This is a genomic window from Duganella sp. CY15W, from assembly GCF_009857555.1.
Taxonomy (GTDB): domain Bacteria; phylum Pseudomonadota; class Gammaproteobacteria; order Burkholderiales; family Burkholderiaceae_D; genus Rugamonas; species Rugamonas sacchari.
Map to the genome: position 1 here is coordinate 1278527 of NZ_WWCQ01000001.1, position 14380 is coordinate 1292906.

11 protein-coding genes are annotated in these 14380 nt (G+C 62.7%); 8 read left to right on the forward strand and 3 right to left on the reverse strand.

Translation table 11 applies throughout. The features are described from left to right. Window positions 1-22 precede the first annotated feature (22 nt). Window positions 23-229, reverse strand: coding sequence for a hypothetical protein (locus GTP58_RS06055; RefSeq protein WP_161076656.1), 207 nt, complete (start codon window positions 227-229; stop codon window positions 23-25). A gap of 255 nt (window positions 230-484) precedes the next feature. On the opposite strand from GTP58_RS06055, the gene GTP58_RS06060 reads away from it, so the two are divergent. Then, a complete protein-coding gene (locus GTP58_RS06060) occupies window positions 485-2824 on the forward strand; it encodes a DUF1631 family protein (RefSeq protein ID WP_161076657.1) in 2340 nt (779 codons plus the stop codon). A gap of 19 nt (window positions 2825-2843) precedes the next feature. On the opposite strand, the gene GTP58_RS06065 is transcribed toward GTP58_RS06060, so the two are convergent. Further along, window positions 2844-3470, reverse strand: a complete 627-nt coding sequence (locus GTP58_RS06065) for a LysE family translocator (protein ID WP_072784415.1) — start codon at window positions 3468-3470, stop codon at window positions 2844-2846. Window positions 3471-3566: 96 nt separating this feature from the next. On the opposite strand from GTP58_RS06065, the gene GTP58_RS06070 reads away from it, so the two are divergent. Beyond that, the gene (locus GTP58_RS06070; protein ID WP_161076658.1) at window positions 3567-4454 is read left to right on the forward strand and encodes a LysR family transcriptional regulator; all 888 of its coding nucleotides are present in this window, start codon (window positions 3567-3569) and stop codon (window positions 4452-4454) included. Here GTP58_RS06070 and GTP58_RS06075 read toward each other — a convergent pair whose 3' ends face one another. Next, window positions 4455-5078, reverse strand: coding sequence for a glutathione S-transferase family protein (locus GTP58_RS06075; protein WP_161076659.1), 624 nt, complete (start codon window positions 5076-5078; stop codon window positions 4455-4457). Between the two features lie 159 nt (window positions 5079-5237). On the opposite strand from GTP58_RS06075, the gene GTP58_RS06080 reads away from it, so the two are divergent. The 6 genes from GTP58_RS06080 (at window position 5238) to def (ending at window position 14376) form a co-directional block, all read left to right on the forward strand. Then, window positions 5238-5831 (forward strand): phosphatase PAP2 family protein, encoded by a 594-nt coding sequence (locus tag GTP58_RS06080; protein WP_373924700.1) that lies wholly within the window; start codon window positions 5238-5240, stop codon window positions 5829-5831. Window positions 5832-5922: 91 nt separating this feature from the next. Beyond that, on the forward strand, window positions 5923-9450 hold the full coding sequence (gene smc, locus GTP58_RS06085; RefSeq protein ID WP_161076661.1) for a chromosome segregation protein SMC: 3528 nt from the start codon (window positions 5923-5925) through the stop codon (window positions 9448-9450). Then, window positions 9447-10595: a cell division protein ZipA C-terminal FtsZ-binding domain-containing protein gene (locus GTP58_RS06090; protein ID WP_161076662.1), complete on the forward strand. Its 1149-nt coding sequence runs from the start codon at window positions 9447-9449 to the stop codon at window positions 10593-10595. Before smc ends, GTP58_RS06090 begins: the two co-directional genes overlap by 4 nt. Before the next feature lie 9 nt (window positions 10596-10604). Next, window positions 10605-12941: an NAD-dependent DNA ligase LigA gene (gene ligA / locus GTP58_RS06095; RefSeq protein WP_161076663.1), complete on the forward strand. Its 2337-nt coding sequence runs from the start codon at window positions 10605-10607 to the stop codon at window positions 12939-12941. A 2-nt stretch (window positions 12942-12943) separates the two neighbouring features. Continuing rightward, on the forward strand, window positions 12944-13834 hold the full coding sequence (gene galU, locus GTP58_RS06100; protein WP_161076664.1) for a UTP--glucose-1-phosphate uridylyltransferase GalU: 891 nt from the start codon (window positions 12944-12946) through the stop codon (window positions 13832-13834). Window positions 13835-13839: 5 nt separating this feature from the next. Continuing rightward, window positions 13840-14376 (forward strand): peptide deformylase, encoded by a 537-nt coding sequence (def, locus tag GTP58_RS06105; RefSeq protein ID WP_161076665.1) that lies wholly within the window; start codon window positions 13840-13842, stop codon window positions 14374-14376. Window positions 14377-14380: the final 4 nt, after the last annotated feature.

Genomic DNA, 14380 nt, shown 5'->3' on the forward strand with positions numbered 1-14380 from the left:
GCATGCACCGCCGAATGTCTACTTAGCGGTTGCCGGCCTTGTTGCCGTCATTTTTGTGGCTTTGACGGCCAGCTTCCACATGCTGCTCATGGGTGCCGCCCTGGGTGCCGGTACGCGAGCCGCTGGACGAACCGGCGTTGCCCGATTGCTTGTTGCTGCCCTGGTTGGAGCCTTGCTTGCTGCCGCTGCCACTATTGCTGTTGCTGTTGCCTTTTTGATTCGCGTTCATTTTGATTCCTTTACGAAAGTTAAAGAACGCCAGAAACGATTTAACGTTTCTGGTGACGCCATGATGCGTTTTCAGCAGCAGTCCAGCTATCGGAATACCCCCTGGTGGCGTGTAGGAGCATGGCTTGTCGGCCGGCGTTGCGGGAACTCGGCAAAATACACCAAAAATTGCACATACTTGGTTTTCATCCATTGCTTTATGGAAATGCAATGTGAGAATGTGAGGGTACGCCTGACCTGACTCCGCAAGGCCGCCATGACTGCAACGCCGACAACCGCCGCACCGCTGACCACGCCCAAGACGGTGTCGCCGCGGCATGCCTTGCTGGAGGAGTTGATCGGCATCGCCGTCAAGCATGCGGGCGACCAGTACCTGGACCTGGCCAACAAGCTGGCCGGCGCGCTGATCGACGCCACGGACGGCGACGCGCGGCTGATACAGCAGCGCCTCCGCGCCGGTAATCAGCTACGCAACCGCAACTATGCGTTCCTGCATCTGGCCACCACTGCGCTGGAAAAAGCGTTGCGGCGCGAGATCGCCGAGCTGGCGCCAGGCGTCAAAGGCAAGGCGCGCGCCGCCGCCGGGCCACTGTCGCTGGTGTCGCTGGAAGAGATGGATAGCAAGGTGGCCATGAGCGGCGTCAGCAAGCCATTTGAAGCGCTGTATGCGGATGCGCTGCAGACGCTCAACGTGCGGCTGGCGTTTCTGCTGGACCGCGAGATCCTGCGCGTCAACCAGAACCCGTTCCGGCCGGAGGTATTCCTCACCGCCTTGCAGCAGGCGTGGAGCGAGTTCGATACGGAAGAGGAGGCGGCCGGGTTGCTGCAGCCGCTGCTCAAGCCCGGCATGTTTATCGAGATCGGCCCGATGCTGGCGGCGCTGAGCCTGGCCTTGCAGACCAAGGGCGTGCTGCCGGGACCGGTGGAGGGCTACCAGCGCCGCAAATCGGATGGCGCGGCATCGCCTGCCGCCAGGTCGCGCACCAATCAGGCGGCGCTGGCGCAGCAGTTGCGCCAGTTCTTTGCTGCCAGTGATGTGGCGGGATCGGCGGCCGGGCAGATTGTCGACGGCATCGCCAGCGGCATGCTGCAGGGTGCGGACTTGACGATCCCGGATTTGCCCGCGTCCGCGCTGACCGCGGACAGCCACTGGAAGCCGAATGCGGTAACTCGCGCAACCGCTGTGACGCCAGCCGGCGCCTGGGCGCAGGGACCGGCGCAGGGCTTCCATACTGGCGCGGCGACCAATGAAGAGGTTCAGCGGCAGTCGCAGATCGGCGCCAGGCAGCCTTTGTTGTCCTATCTGGCGGACCTGCAAAAAGCGGCGCCGGCGCCAGGCCCGGGCAATGTGTTCTACCTGCCCAGTCTGAAGCAAAGCATGCCGCAGGGGAGCTTGTCGCGCACCGACGAGAGCACCATTGATCTGCTGTCGGCCGTGTTTGATACCGTGTTCCGCGACCAGAGCATTTCGCCGGAAATCCGCGAGCTCATACGCTTCCTCCAGGTCCCTGTGTTGAAGGCAGCGCTGGTGGACAAGAACTTCTTCTTCCAGGAAGCGCATCCGGCCCGCCGCCTGCTGGAGCTGTTGTCGCGCATGGGCTGGGAGCAGCGCAAAGGCCCGGATGATCCGCTGTTCCAGGCCATGCAGCGCAGTGTTGACCGCGTGGGCCGCGATTACGACCACGAACTGTCGGTGTTCACCGAAGCCGTCAACGAGCTGGAAGCGCAGATTCAGGCCGAAGAAAAGGCCGCTGCCGCCGCGATAGCCGCGCCCATCGCGGCCGCGCTCAAGCAGGAAAAAATGGCGGAGTCGAACAAGCTGGCCAAAAACGCGGTGGCGCTGCGGATCGGTACGGGCGAAGTGATCGCCGTGGTGGAAGCCTTCCTCGAGCAGCGCTGGAGCGCCGTGCTGACCATCGCCTACAGCATTGAGGACGACAAGCCGGGCGCCGTCAACAACGCCACCCGCACCATGGATGACCTGATCTGGAGCGTGCGTCCCAAGATCAAGCCGGAGGAACGCAAGCAGCTCATCGCCAAATTGCCCGGCCTGCTCGCGACGCTTAATAAATGGCTGGATGTGATCAAGTGGCAGGATGCCGACCGGTTGCAGTTCTTTGCCGAACTGGCCGAGTGTCACGCGTCCATCGTTCGGGCGCCGCTGGAGCTCTCGCCCGAACGCCAGGTGGAGATTGCCATGCAGGTCGCGCGGCAGGCGGCCGAGCGCCGGCTGGCACTGCAGGCCAAGGCGGAAGCGGAAGTGCAGGCACTTAGCGAACAGGCGCCCGACCCCGGCGCTGAAGACGCCATCGTCGAAGTCGATGGCCTGGTACGCGGCATGTGGCTGGAATTCGCGCAGGACGATGGCAGTCAGCGCAAGGTCAAACTGGCGTGGATCAGTCCACGCCGAACGCTGTACATCTTCTCGACCGCCGCGCGGCAGGAGGCGTTCTCCATGTCCGGCGACGAGCTGGCCAGGCGCTTTGGCGAAGGCCGCGCGCAGGTGCTGCGTGCGGACGGCGTGGTGGCGGTGGCGCTGTCCCAGGCGCTGTCGCGCGGCGCCGGCAACGATCCGGACATGGCCGCCGTCGGCTAAGCCGCGGATTGAGCCGCGTCTAGCGCACCGTCAGCAGTGCGCCACCCATCCCGATAAACACCAGTGCGCCGCTGCGGCCGGCCAGGCGGCGGCGCTTGGCGCTGCTGGCGATATTGCGCTTCAACCAGGATGCGCAGTTCACGTAGAAGAAGTGCGACAGCAGCGTGCAGGCAGTGAAGGTGGCGGTCAGCAGCAGGAAGCGCAGCGGATCGATGTGGTCCGGCGGCATAAACTGCGGGAAGATCGCGGTGAAGAACAGGATCGCTTTGGGATTGCTGACCGCCACCAGCAGCCCGGCGCGGAAGGTGCTCAGGCGGCTTTCCTCCGCCGCTGGCTGCAGCGCCTGCGCTGCGCTCTGCTGGCCGGCGCTGCGCCACAGGCGGATGCCCAGATACACCAGATACGCGGCGCCGGCCAGCTTGAGCAGCCCGAACGCCAGCGCGGACGCCTTCAGCACCAATCCCAGTCCCGTCACCGCCGTCGTCGCAACGATGAACACGCCCAGCGCATTGCCGGCCGAGCTGTAAAACGCACGCCGCGCACCCTGGCTCGACGCGGTGGAGATCGCCATTAGCACGCCTGGACCAGGACTAAAAGCGGCAGCCATTGAAACGGACAGGAATAGCAGCCAGGTCGAAAAGCTCATCTTGTACTCCAGAAAGTAAAGACTCAGTATGGTTTTAAACCAGTCAACGATAAATACTTTAATATTTACAATATCTTTAACTGGTAATTCATAATCATGGACAGGCTGCGTAGCATGGAGGTGTTTGTCGGCGTCGTGGAAGCGGGCAGTTTTACGGCGGCGGCCAGGGCGTTTGAGATGTCGGTGGTCATGGTGGGCAAGCATATTGCCGACCTGGAGCAGCGCCTCGGCGCGCGGCTGCTGAACCGCACCACGCGCCGTCAGAGCCTGACCGAAATCGGCGAGCAGTATTGCGAGCAATGCCGCCAGATACTGGCCCACGTGCAGAGTGCGGAATCGGGCGCACTGGCGATGCGCAGCAGTGCGCGCGGCAACTTGCGTATCAGTGCGCCCGTGGCGTTTGGCAGCGCCTTGCTGGCGCCGCTGTTGCCGGCCTATATGGCGGCGCATCCAGAGGTCAGCGTGGACCTGGATCTCAGCGAGCGCATTTCCGATCTGGTGGAGGAGGGGCTGGATGCCGCCATCCGCATCGGCCGGCTCGATGACTCGACATTGACCGCGCGCCCGCTCAAGCCATATGGCATGGTGATCTGCGGCGCGCCAGCCTACCTGGCACGGTGCGGCACGCCGGCCACGCCTGCCGATCTGGCGCAGCACCAGTGTCTGGACTTTCTGCATTGGCGCCGTGTGGTGCGCTGGCGCCTGGGACAGCCGGATGGCGCGCTGCCATCGCCGCAGCCGAGCCGCTTCCGCTCGAATAACGGCCAGGCGGTCAAGCAGATGGCCCTGAATGGCTTTGGTCTGGCGATGCTGCCCGAAATCGTCGTGGCTGAAGAAATCGCCCAGGGCCGGCTGGTGCCGCTGCTGTGCGACTACATGCCTCCGCTGCGGCCCTTGCATCTGATTTATCCGCGCGGTCGGCAGACCACGCCCAAGCTCAGCACCTTTGTCGATTTCGTGGTGGAGAACTTCGGCCTGGCGTGATCACGGCGTACCGTTGGCGCCGTGCTGGACGTAGCCAGGGCGTTCCATCAGGCGCTGCGACCAGGCCTGCAGCGCGGGCAGCGCCGGCCGCGCGACAGGGGTGGACAGCCAGCGATTGAGCGATAGTCCGAGGACGATATCGGCCAGCGTAAAGGCGTCGCCGCACACGTAGGCGCCGGTAGCGGCAAGCTGCTGATCCAGCAGGGCCATCAGCCGGTTCCAGGTGTTGGTGCTGCTGGCGATCATGGCCGGATCCTGGTGCTCGGCGCTGCCGCGAATTAACGCCATGAAGGGATAGCGCCAGGCGTTGTTCAGTTCCGTGGCTTGCCAGTCCATCCATTTCTCCACTTGGGCGCGCGCCATGGGCTCAACCGGCAGCAGGTCCGTGCGGCCGTGCTTGCCCGCCAGGTAGCGGCAAATGGTGTTGGATTCCCATAGTGCCTGGCCGTTATCGATAACGACCGGCACCAGGCCGTTGGGATTCAGGCCCAGGAATTCCGGCGTGCCGGTCGGCTGGAAGCCGCCGCCGTACTGTTCCAGTTGGTAGGCCTGGCCGGTTTCAGCGCAAGTCCACAGCACCTTGCGCACATTGATTGAGGTCGATTTTCCAAGTAGGGTCAGCATGCGGGCAGTATGCCACGGCTTGGCCGATCAGGTCGCATTGCCCTCAGGTAATGCTTCGCTATAATGCTTGCGTATGTGGTCTAATAGATGGTGCGGTGCAAAATAAGGAGCAGTATGTATTTTTGGTGGCATTGGTTAAGTGTAATAGGTAGTCTTGCGGTGACCGGCCCGATCGGCGTCGCCATCGTGGTCTGGCTGCTGGCTGGCAAGTCCTGGCGCCTGACCGCCATCTGGGCGCTGCTGTTTGGTACCGGCATGGCGCTGGTCGTCATTACCAAAATGGCCTTTATCGGTTGGGGTGTCGGGGTTGCGTCGGTTGAGTTTGCCGGCTTTAGCGGTCATGCGATGCGCGCTGCCGCAGTCTTTCCGGTGGCCGGCTATCTGGTGACCCGGTCCTCGCCAGTGTGGGCACGCCAGCTGGGTACATTGGCGGGCGTGCTGCTTGCCGTCCTGATCGCCATTTCGCGCGTGTATGTGCAAGCGCACTCGACATCCGAGTCCGTCACGGGTTGCCTGCTTGGCCTGCTGGTGGCTGCAGTCTTCATCTGGTATGCCAGCACCGAGCACCACATGGCCTTGAGCCGCGTGCTGGTGGTGCTGTGTATTCCCGTGCTGCTGGTGGCGCCGACCGTTGAGCCGATTCCGGCCGAACAATGGATCACGCAGGCCGCATTGTATCTGTCCGGCCGCGACCAGCCCTTCACCCGGCAGATGTGGCACAACCCGCAGCAACAGCTGACGCAGCAGCACTGAGGGCCGTGCAACGTTGCACGCTTTCCGGCCTGATATGATGCGCAAAATGGTATTATTGTGAAATTTTACAGCCCACACACCAGATAACAACGTGCGTCTTTCTTCCATCAAATTGTCGGGATTTAAGTCTTTCGTTGATCCCACCAATTTTCAGGTGCCGGGTCAGCTGGTTGGCGTCGTAGGTCCCAACGGTTGCGGCAAATCGAACATTATCGATGCCGTGCGCTGGGTGCTGGGCGAATCAAAAGCGTCGGAGCTGCGTGGCGAATCCATGCAGGACGTGATCTTCAACGGCTCGACCAACCGCAAGCCGGCTGGCCGCGCATCGGTGGAGCTGGTGTTCGATAACCATGCGGGCAAGGCAGCGGGCCAGTGGGGCCAGTACGCCGAGATCGCCGTCAAGCGCACGCTGACGCGCGATGGCACCTCCACCTACTACATCAACGGCCAGCCGGTGCGGCGCCGTGATATCCAGGACATCTTCCTTGGCACCGGCCTGGGGCCGCGCGCTTACGCGATTATCGGCCAGGGCATGATTTCGCGGATTATCGAATCGCGTCCTGAAGAACTGCGCGTATTCCTGGAGGAGGCGGCCGGCGTTTCGAAGTACAAGGAACGCCGCCGCGAAACAGAAAACCGTCTGCACGACACGCGCGAGAATCTGCTGCGCGTGGAAGACATCCTGCGCGAGCTGAATGCCAACCTGGAAAAACTGGAAGGCCAGGCCGCCGTCGCCACCAAATTCCATCAGCTGCAGGCAGACCAGGAAGAGAAGCAAAAGCTGCTTTGGCTGCTGCGCAAGGTCGAGGCGGAGAACGAGCAAAAGAAGTATTTCCGCGAAGTCGAGCAGGCGCAGAACGATCTGGAAGAACAAACCGCCAAGCTGCGCAACGTCGAGCTGTCGCTGGAGCAGATGCGCCAGTCGCACTTTGCCGCCGGCGACCGTCTGCACACGGCGCAGGGTGCGCTGTACCAGACCAACGCCGAAATCGGCAGCCTGGAAGCGCAGATCAAATTCGTGGTGGAGTCGCGTAGCCGTTTGCAAGCGCAGTTGGCCGCACTGACCGCGCAGCGCGATCAATGGGAACGCCAGGCCAATGAATACGGCGAGCAGATTGCCGAAGCCGAGTTCTCGCTCGAAGAGCTGAGCGCGAAGGTCGAAGAGTCGGCCGTGATGGCCGAACAAAAGGCCGAATCGCTGCCGATGCTGGAACAGGCCTGGAAGGAAGCGCAGACCAGAAGCACCGAGTCGCGTGCCCGCATCATGCAGGCGCAGCAGCAGCTGGAGCTGGAGTCGGCCCATCAGCGCAACGCCAACAACATCCTGAATGGCCTGGCCGTGCGCCGCGAGCGCCTGATGCAGGAAAAGAGCGGCTTGAGCATGCCTGATAGCGCGCACCTGTCCAACCTGCGCTTGCAGCTGGAAGAAAAGCAGCAGTCGCTGGAAGAACAGAGCTTCATGCTGGAAGAGGCGCTCGAGCAGCAGCCCCGCCTGGAGCAGGAGCGCCAGGAAGCGCAGCAGCAGGTCAATAGCGAAACCGCCGCGAACGCGCAACTGGAAGCGCGCCTGAATGCACTGCGCCAGCTGCAGGAACGCGTGCAGACGCAAGGCAAGGTTACGCCGTGGCTGCAAAAGCATGAGCTGGAGTCGCTGCCGCGTTTGTGGCAGAAACTGAATATCGAAGCGGGTTGGGAACAGGCGCTGGAGTCGGTGCTGCGCGAGCGTACCTCTGCGCTGCAAATGTCGAACATCGAATGGGCCAAGGCCTTCTTCAGCGACGCGCCGCCAGCCAAACTGGCGTTGTATGCACCGTCTACCGCGGTGCCGCCAAATCCGGTGGAAGTGGCGGGCCTGAAGCCGTTCCTGAACCTGCTGAAGTTGAACGATCCGGGACTGCGCGGTTTGCTGCAGGACTGGCTGCACAACGTCTACACGGCGGACGATGCGGCGGAAGCGTTTGCCGACCGCACCAAACTGCCGGCTGGCGCTTGCATCATCACGCGCCAGGGGCACGTCATCACGCCGGGCAGTGTGCGCTTCTATGCGGCCGACTCGGAACAGGATGGCATGCTGGGCCGCCAGCAGGAAATCGACAACATCACCAAGCAGCTGCGCGCGCAGCAGATGCTGGCCGACGAGGCGCGCGCGCGTTCGGTGCGCGCGGAAGCTGCGCTCAGTGAGCTGACCCGCCGTCTGACGGAGTACCGCGCCAAGCTGCAAAGCCTGCAATCGTCGGTGCATACGCTGCAAATCGACGTGGTGAAACTGACCGAGATCGAGGCGCGCTTTAACCAGCGCAGCACGCAGATCGAAACCGACCTGGCCGAGATCACCGCGCAGGAAGAGGAGCAAACCCAGGTCAAGCTGGAGTCCGAGGAGAAGTTCGAACAGCTGGACATGGAACTCGGCAACCTGCAAGGTACGCACGAAGATGGCCAGACCGTGTTCATGGAAAAAGAGCAGCGCCTGGCCGATGCCCGCCAGGCCTTGCGCGATCTGGAACGCGCGGCGCAGGAAGTGCAGTTCGCTGAAAAGACCCAGCGCAGCAAGATCGAGGAATTCCGCCGCAATATCGCCACCGCCACCGCGCAGGTGGCGCAGGTGACGGAAAGCCTGGAAGCCGGCCGCACGGAGCTGGAGAGCCTGGAGCAGGGCACGGCCAACGAAGGCTTGCAGGAATTGCTGGACCGTCGCACCAGCCAGGAAAAAGCGCTGTCGGACGCGCGCCACGAGCTCGATCAGATCGCGCAGCAGCTGCGCATGTTCGAGGAAGGCCGTTTGTCGACCGAACGCGCACTGCAACCGCAGCGCGACAAGATCATGGAGATGCAGCTCAAGGAGCAGGCCGCGCGCCTGAACCAGGAACAGTTTGCCGCCCAGCTGGCCGAAGTGCAGGCCGACGAAGCGGCGCTGTCCGAGAAGCTGCATCCGGACATGAAGGCCTCGTATCTGCAGGGCGAGGTGACGCGCCTGACCAATGCGATTTCGCTGCTGGGCGCCGTCAATCTGGCGGCGCTGGACGAACTGGCGACTGCTTCCGAGCGCAAGAACTTCCTCGATTCGCAGAACGCGGACTTGCAGGAAGCGATCGCCACGCTGGAAGACGCCATCACCAGGATCGACAAGGAAACGCGCGATCTGCTGCAGGACACGTTCGACCGCGTCAACGGCCACTTCTCCGAACTGTTCCCGATCCTGTTCGGTGGCGGCCAGGCCAAGCTGATGATGACGGGCGACGAAATCCTGGACTCCGGCGTGCAGGTGATGGCGCAACCGCCGGGCAAAAAGAACGCCACCATCCACCTGCTGTCCGGCGGGGAGAAAGCGCTGACCGCGACGGCGCTGGTGTTCTCCATGTTCCGCCTGAACCCGGCGCCGTTCTGCCTGCTCGACGAGGTCGATGCGCCGCTGGACGACGCCAATACCGAACGATTCTGCCGTATGGTCAAGCGCATGTCCGACCAGACCCAATTCCTCTTCATCTCGCACAACAAGATTGCGATGGAGATGGCCAATCAACTCATCGGTGTGACGATGCAAGAGCAGGGTGTATCGCGCATCGTGGCGGTGGATATGGAATCCGCCGCAAACTTCGCTACCGAGGCACAAGCAGCATGAACGATCTTCAACTCAGCTTAATCGCAGCCGCCGGCGTGTTTGTCGCCGGCGTCTTCACGTACAACAAAATCCAGGAATACAAGGCCAAGAAGAGTGTCGAACGGGCCTTTTCCACCGACCATGACGATGTGCTCATGCGCAGCGGCGACGAACCGGTCGCCCGCCAGGAGCCCAGCTTTTCTCTCGATGGCAGCGCGCCCGGCCTGGCTGGCGGCGAGGCCAGTGCTGCTGCGTCGGCACTGAGCGCCGTTGCAGCGGAGTTCAGCACCGACGACGAAGCCGGCAAGCCGGCCAGCGACGACCAGCTGGCTGCCCGCGCCAACGCTGCATCGGCCGCCGCGGCGGAACAGGCCACGGCGCTGGTTGATCCGCTCATCGACTGCCTGCTGCCGCTGGCGCTGGAAGCCCCGGCGCGCGGCGACAAACTGCTGCCCATACTGCAAACCCTGCGTATGGTCGGCAACAAGCCGGTGCACTACATCGGCATGGCCGTCAGCGGCGACTGGGAACCGATCGCGCATGGCGGCGTCTACACCCGGTTGCAGGGCGGCGTGCAGCTGGCCAGCCGCAGCACCGCGCTGAATGAACTGGAGTATTCGGAACTGGTCACGCGCCTGCGCGCCATGGCCGACGAAATCGGCGCCGAGCCGGAAATCCCTGACATGATTGAAGTGATGGCCGAAGCGCGCAATCTGCACCGCTTCGTCGCCGGTCATGACGCACAGCTGGGCGTCAACCTGCAATCGAATGGTGCGCCTTGGTCGGTCAACACGCTGATCGGCGCGCTGGAGAAGCAGGGCTTCGACGTGCGTCCTGATGGCCGCTTCGTGATGCCGGATGGCGAGGGTGGCTTCCTGTTCTCGCTGTCCACCAACGTGACGCCGGCCGAGGAAACCACTGCGCGCCTGACGCTGCTGCTGGACGTGCCTTGCGTGGCGCCTGCGCGCGACGGCTTTGGCGCCATGGTGGCCTGCGCCAGGGCGCTGGTAGCGCGCCTGGACGCCACCATTGTCGATGACTACAACCAGCCGCTGTCCGATGCCGCGCTGACGGAAATCGCCAGCCAGGTGCAGGACTTCTACGATGAAATGAATGACGCCGACATTGCTGCCGGCTCCACCCGCGCATTGCGTCTGTTCAGCTAAGGTAAGGCAATGAAGGAAGTAGACTTCAAAACGCGCATCGAACAACTCAGCGCGGAGCTGAACCGCCATTTGCACGCCTATCACGTGCTGGATGCGCCAACCATTCCCGATGCGGAATACGACAAGCTGTTCATCGAACTGCAAAAGCTGGAAGAGCAGCACCCCGGGCTGGCGCTACCTGACTCGCCGACCAAGCGTGTTGGCGCGGCGCCGCTGCCGCAGTTCGAACAGGTCACCCACACGGTGCCGATGCTGTCGCTGAATAACGGCTTTAGCGACGAGGACATCGAGAACTTCGACCGCCGTGTATCCGAGGGGATCGACGCTAACGACTATGTTGAATACGCGGCAGAAGTGAAGTACGACGGCCTGGCGATCAATCTGCGCTACATTCACGGCGTGCTGACGGAAGCGGCCACGCGCGGCGACGGTTACACGGGTGAGGATGTCACGACCAATATCCGCACCATCCGCAGCATTCCGCTGCGCCTGAAGACCGGCAATCCGCCGGCCATTCTCGACGTGCGCGGCGAAGTGCTGATGTTCAAGCGCGATTTCGAGTCGATGAATGCGCGCCAGCGCGAGGCTGGACAGAAGGAATTCGTCAACCCGCGCAATGCGGCGGCGGGCAGCCTGCGCCAACTGGATTCGCGCATCACGGCGTCGCGCAAGCTGAGCTTCTTCGCTTACGGTATCGGTGCGCTGGAAGGCGCCGAGATGCCGCTGTCGCATTCGGCGCTGCTGGACTGGTATCGCGAACTTGGCCTGCCGGTCGCCAAGGAAGCCACGGTGGTGCGCGGTTACGATGGCCTGATGGCTTACTACCAGCAGATCGGCGCCGCGCGTCCCTCCATGCCGTATGAGATCGATGGCGTGGTGTACAAGGCCAATCTGCTGCAAGACCAGCGGGCGCTGGGCTTCGTCTCGCGTGCGCCGCGCTTTGCGCTGGCGCACAAGTTCCCGGCCGAGGAAGCAACCACGGTGGTGCAGGCGATTGAAGTGCAGGTCGGCCGCACCGGCGCCATCACGCCGGTGGCGCGCCTGGCGTCCGTGTTTGTCGGCGGCGTCAACGTCACCAACGCCACGCTACACAACGAGGACGAAGTGCGCCGCAAGGATGTACGCGTCGGCGACACGGTGATCGTGCGCCGCGCTGGCGACGTGATTCCGGAAGTGCTGGCCGTGGTGCTGGAGAAGCGCCCCGAATCGACGGTGGCCTACGAGCTGCCGAAGGCTTGCCCGGTGTGCGGCTCGCATGTAGTCCGTGAAGAAGGCGAAGCAATCGCGCGCTGCTCCGGTGGCCTGTTCTGCTCCGCGCAGCGCAAGGAAGCAATCCGACATTTCGCCGGCCGCCGCATGATGGACATTGAAGGCCTGGGTGACCGCTATATCGACAACCTGGTCGAGCATGGCCTGGTCAAGCGCGTGGCCGACCTGTATGCGCTCAAGCTGGAAGACCTGCTGGAGATGAAGCGCCTGGCAGATGAACGCGACGGCACCACGCCGGAGACGGTCGTGCAAGGCAAAATCGCCACCAAGTGGGCGGATAATCTGCTGGAAGCAATTGCCGCCAGCAAGAACCCGCCGCTGGAGCGCCTGTTGTTCGCATTGGGCATCCGCCACGTCGGCGAATCGACGGCCAAGACGCTGGCGGAATGGCTGGGGCGTTTCGACCTGATACGCCGCGTGCCAGCCGCCTTGCTGCGCGTGCTGCCTGATATCGGCGGCACGGTGGCGGAATCGATTGCGGACTTCTTCGCCGAGCCAAAGAATCAGGAAGCGATCGATGCGCTGCTGGCCGCAGGCGTGGCGCCGCAAGGCGAACATGCGCCAAGCGCCAAACTGCGCGAGAAACTGGACGTCATCAAGCTGATGGCGGCACTGGGAATTCCCAAGCTGACGGAGCCACGCAGCAAACAGCTGGTGGAGCAGGAGGTTTCGCTGGAAGTGCTGGCGCACCTGCCCGTGTTCACCGTATTCAGTCTGCCGGCCGCAGTGGCGGAGTCGCTGGAACAATGGATGGCGCAGCCGGGTCATCGCGAGCAAGTCAAGGCGCTGCACAAGCTGCGCGAAGACCTGTTGGCGCAGTTACCGCAAACTGTGGCTGCGGAAGGCCATCTGACGGGCAAGACCTTTGTCCTGACTGGCACCTTGCCAACCATGGGCCGCGACCAGGCCGCCGCGCTGATTGAAGCGAAGGGCGGCAAGGTTTCCGGCTCGGTATCAAAGAAAACACATTACCTTGTCGCTGGCGCGGATGCGGGCAGCAAGCTGGCCAAGGCGCAGGAGCTGGAAGTGACGATTCTGGACGAAGCAGGACTGCTCGCACTACTTGAAGAAAAATAGTTATGCCAAAAATTCAAAAAGCAGTCTTTCCCGTGGCAGGCCTGGGCAGCCGTTTTCTGCCCGCCACCAAAGCGCAGCCTAAAGAGATGCTGCCTATCGTTGACAAGCCCCTGATTCAGTATGCGGTGGAGGAGGCGGTTGCCGCCGGCATCAGTGAGATGGTGTTCATCACTGGCCGCAACAAGCGCGCGATCGAAGACCATTTCGACAAGGCCTATGAGCTGGAGTCGGAACTCGAAGCCGCCAACAAACAGCAGCTGCTGGAGCTGGTGCGCAACGTGATTCCCAAGCACGTCAACTGCATCTATATCCGCCAGTCGGAGCCCTTGGGCCTGGGCCACGCAGTGCTGTGCGCCCGTCCCGTAATTGGCGATGAACCGTTTGCTGTGCTGCTGGCGGACGATTTCATGGACACCGCCACGGGCGTCAAGCCGGTGCTGGCGCAGATGACCGACTTGTACGCATATGAGCGTTGCAGCCTGCTGGCAGTGCAGGAAGTGCCGCGTGAAGCGACGCGCCAGTATGGCATCGTCAGTGCCACCGGCTATCAGCCCAAGCTGGAGCTGGTGCACGGCATCGTTGAAAAACCCATGCCGGACAAAGCGCCATCGACGCTGGCCGTGGTGGGCCGATACGTACTCTCGGGCCGCATTTTCGACTATCTGGAAAACCTGGGCAGCGGCGCCGGCGGCGAGATCCAGCTGACCGACGGTATCGCCTCGCTGATGAAGGACGAACGCGTGCTGGCCTACCGCTACGATGGCACACGCTACGACTGCGGTTCGAAACTGGGCTACCTCAAGGCGACCACCGCGATGGGCCTCAAGCATGCGGAAACCGGCGACGAATATTGCCAGTTCCTGCGTGAAATCCAGTGCCAGATTAAGGACTAGACATTATGGCGGTTCGTGAAATCCTGAAGATGGGCGACCCGCGCCTGCTGCGCGTGGCGGAACCTGTCACCGAGTTCAACACGCCCGCCATGCGCGAGCTGATTGCCGACATGTTCGACACCATGCACGCGGCCAATGGCGCCGGTCTGGCTGCGCCGCAGATCGGCGTCAACCTGCAGCTGGTGATCTATGGCTTCAAGCACAATCCGCGTTACCCTGAGGCGCCGCAAGTGCCGGAAACGGTATTAATCAATCCGGTGCTGACGCCGTTGTCGGAAGAAATGGAAGAAGCGTTTGAGGGTTGCCTGTCGGTGCCGGGCATGCGTGGCAGCGTACCGCGCTACACCAGGCTGCGTTACGAGGGCGTGGACCAGCACAATCAGCCGATCAGGCGCGATGTGGATGGCTTCCACGCGCGCGTGGTGCAGCATGAGGTGGACCATTTGCTGGGCAAACTGTACCCGATGCGGATTAAGGACTTTTCCAAATTCGGTTTTACCGAGGTGATGTTCCCCGGCCTCGATCCCAACGACGACGACTGACATC

What these genes read in the sequence shown, in the direction of transcription:
- GTP58_RS06075 (WP_161076659.1), bottom strand. Translation starts at nt 5,078, where the DNA reads ATGCTGACCCTACTTGGAAAATCGACCTCAATCAATGTGCGCAAGGTG.
- GTP58_RS06055 (WP_161076656.1), bottom strand. Translation starts at nt 229, where the DNA reads ATGAACGCGAATCAAAAAGGCAACAGCAACAGCAATAGTGGCAGCGGC.
- galU (WP_161076664.1), top strand. Translation starts at nt 12,944, where the DNA reads ATGCCAAAAATTCAAAAAGCAGTCTTTCCCGTGGCAGGCCTGGGCAGC.
- ligA (WP_161076663.1), top strand. Translation starts at nt 10,605, where the DNA reads ATGAAGGAAGTAGACTTCAAAACGCGCATCGAACAACTCAGCGCGGAG.
- GTP58_RS06070 (WP_161076658.1), top strand. Translation starts at nt 3,567, where the DNA reads ATGGACAGGCTGCGTAGCATGGAGGTGTTTGTCGGCGTCGTGGAAGCG.
- GTP58_RS06065 (WP_072784415.1), bottom strand. Translation starts at nt 3,470, where the DNA reads ATGAGCTTTTCGACCTGGCTGCTATTCCTGTCCGTTTCAATGGCTGCC.
- def (WP_161076665.1), top strand. Translation starts at nt 13,840, where the DNA reads ATGGCGGTTCGTGAAATCCTGAAGATGGGCGACCCGCGCCTGCTGCGC.
- GTP58_RS06060 (WP_161076657.1), top strand. Translation starts at nt 485, where the DNA reads ATGACTGCAACGCCGACAACCGCCGCACCGCTGACCACGCCCAAGACG.
- GTP58_RS06090 (WP_161076662.1), top strand. Translation starts at nt 9,447, where the DNA reads ATGAACGATCTTCAACTCAGCTTAATCGCAGCCGCCGGCGTGTTTGTC.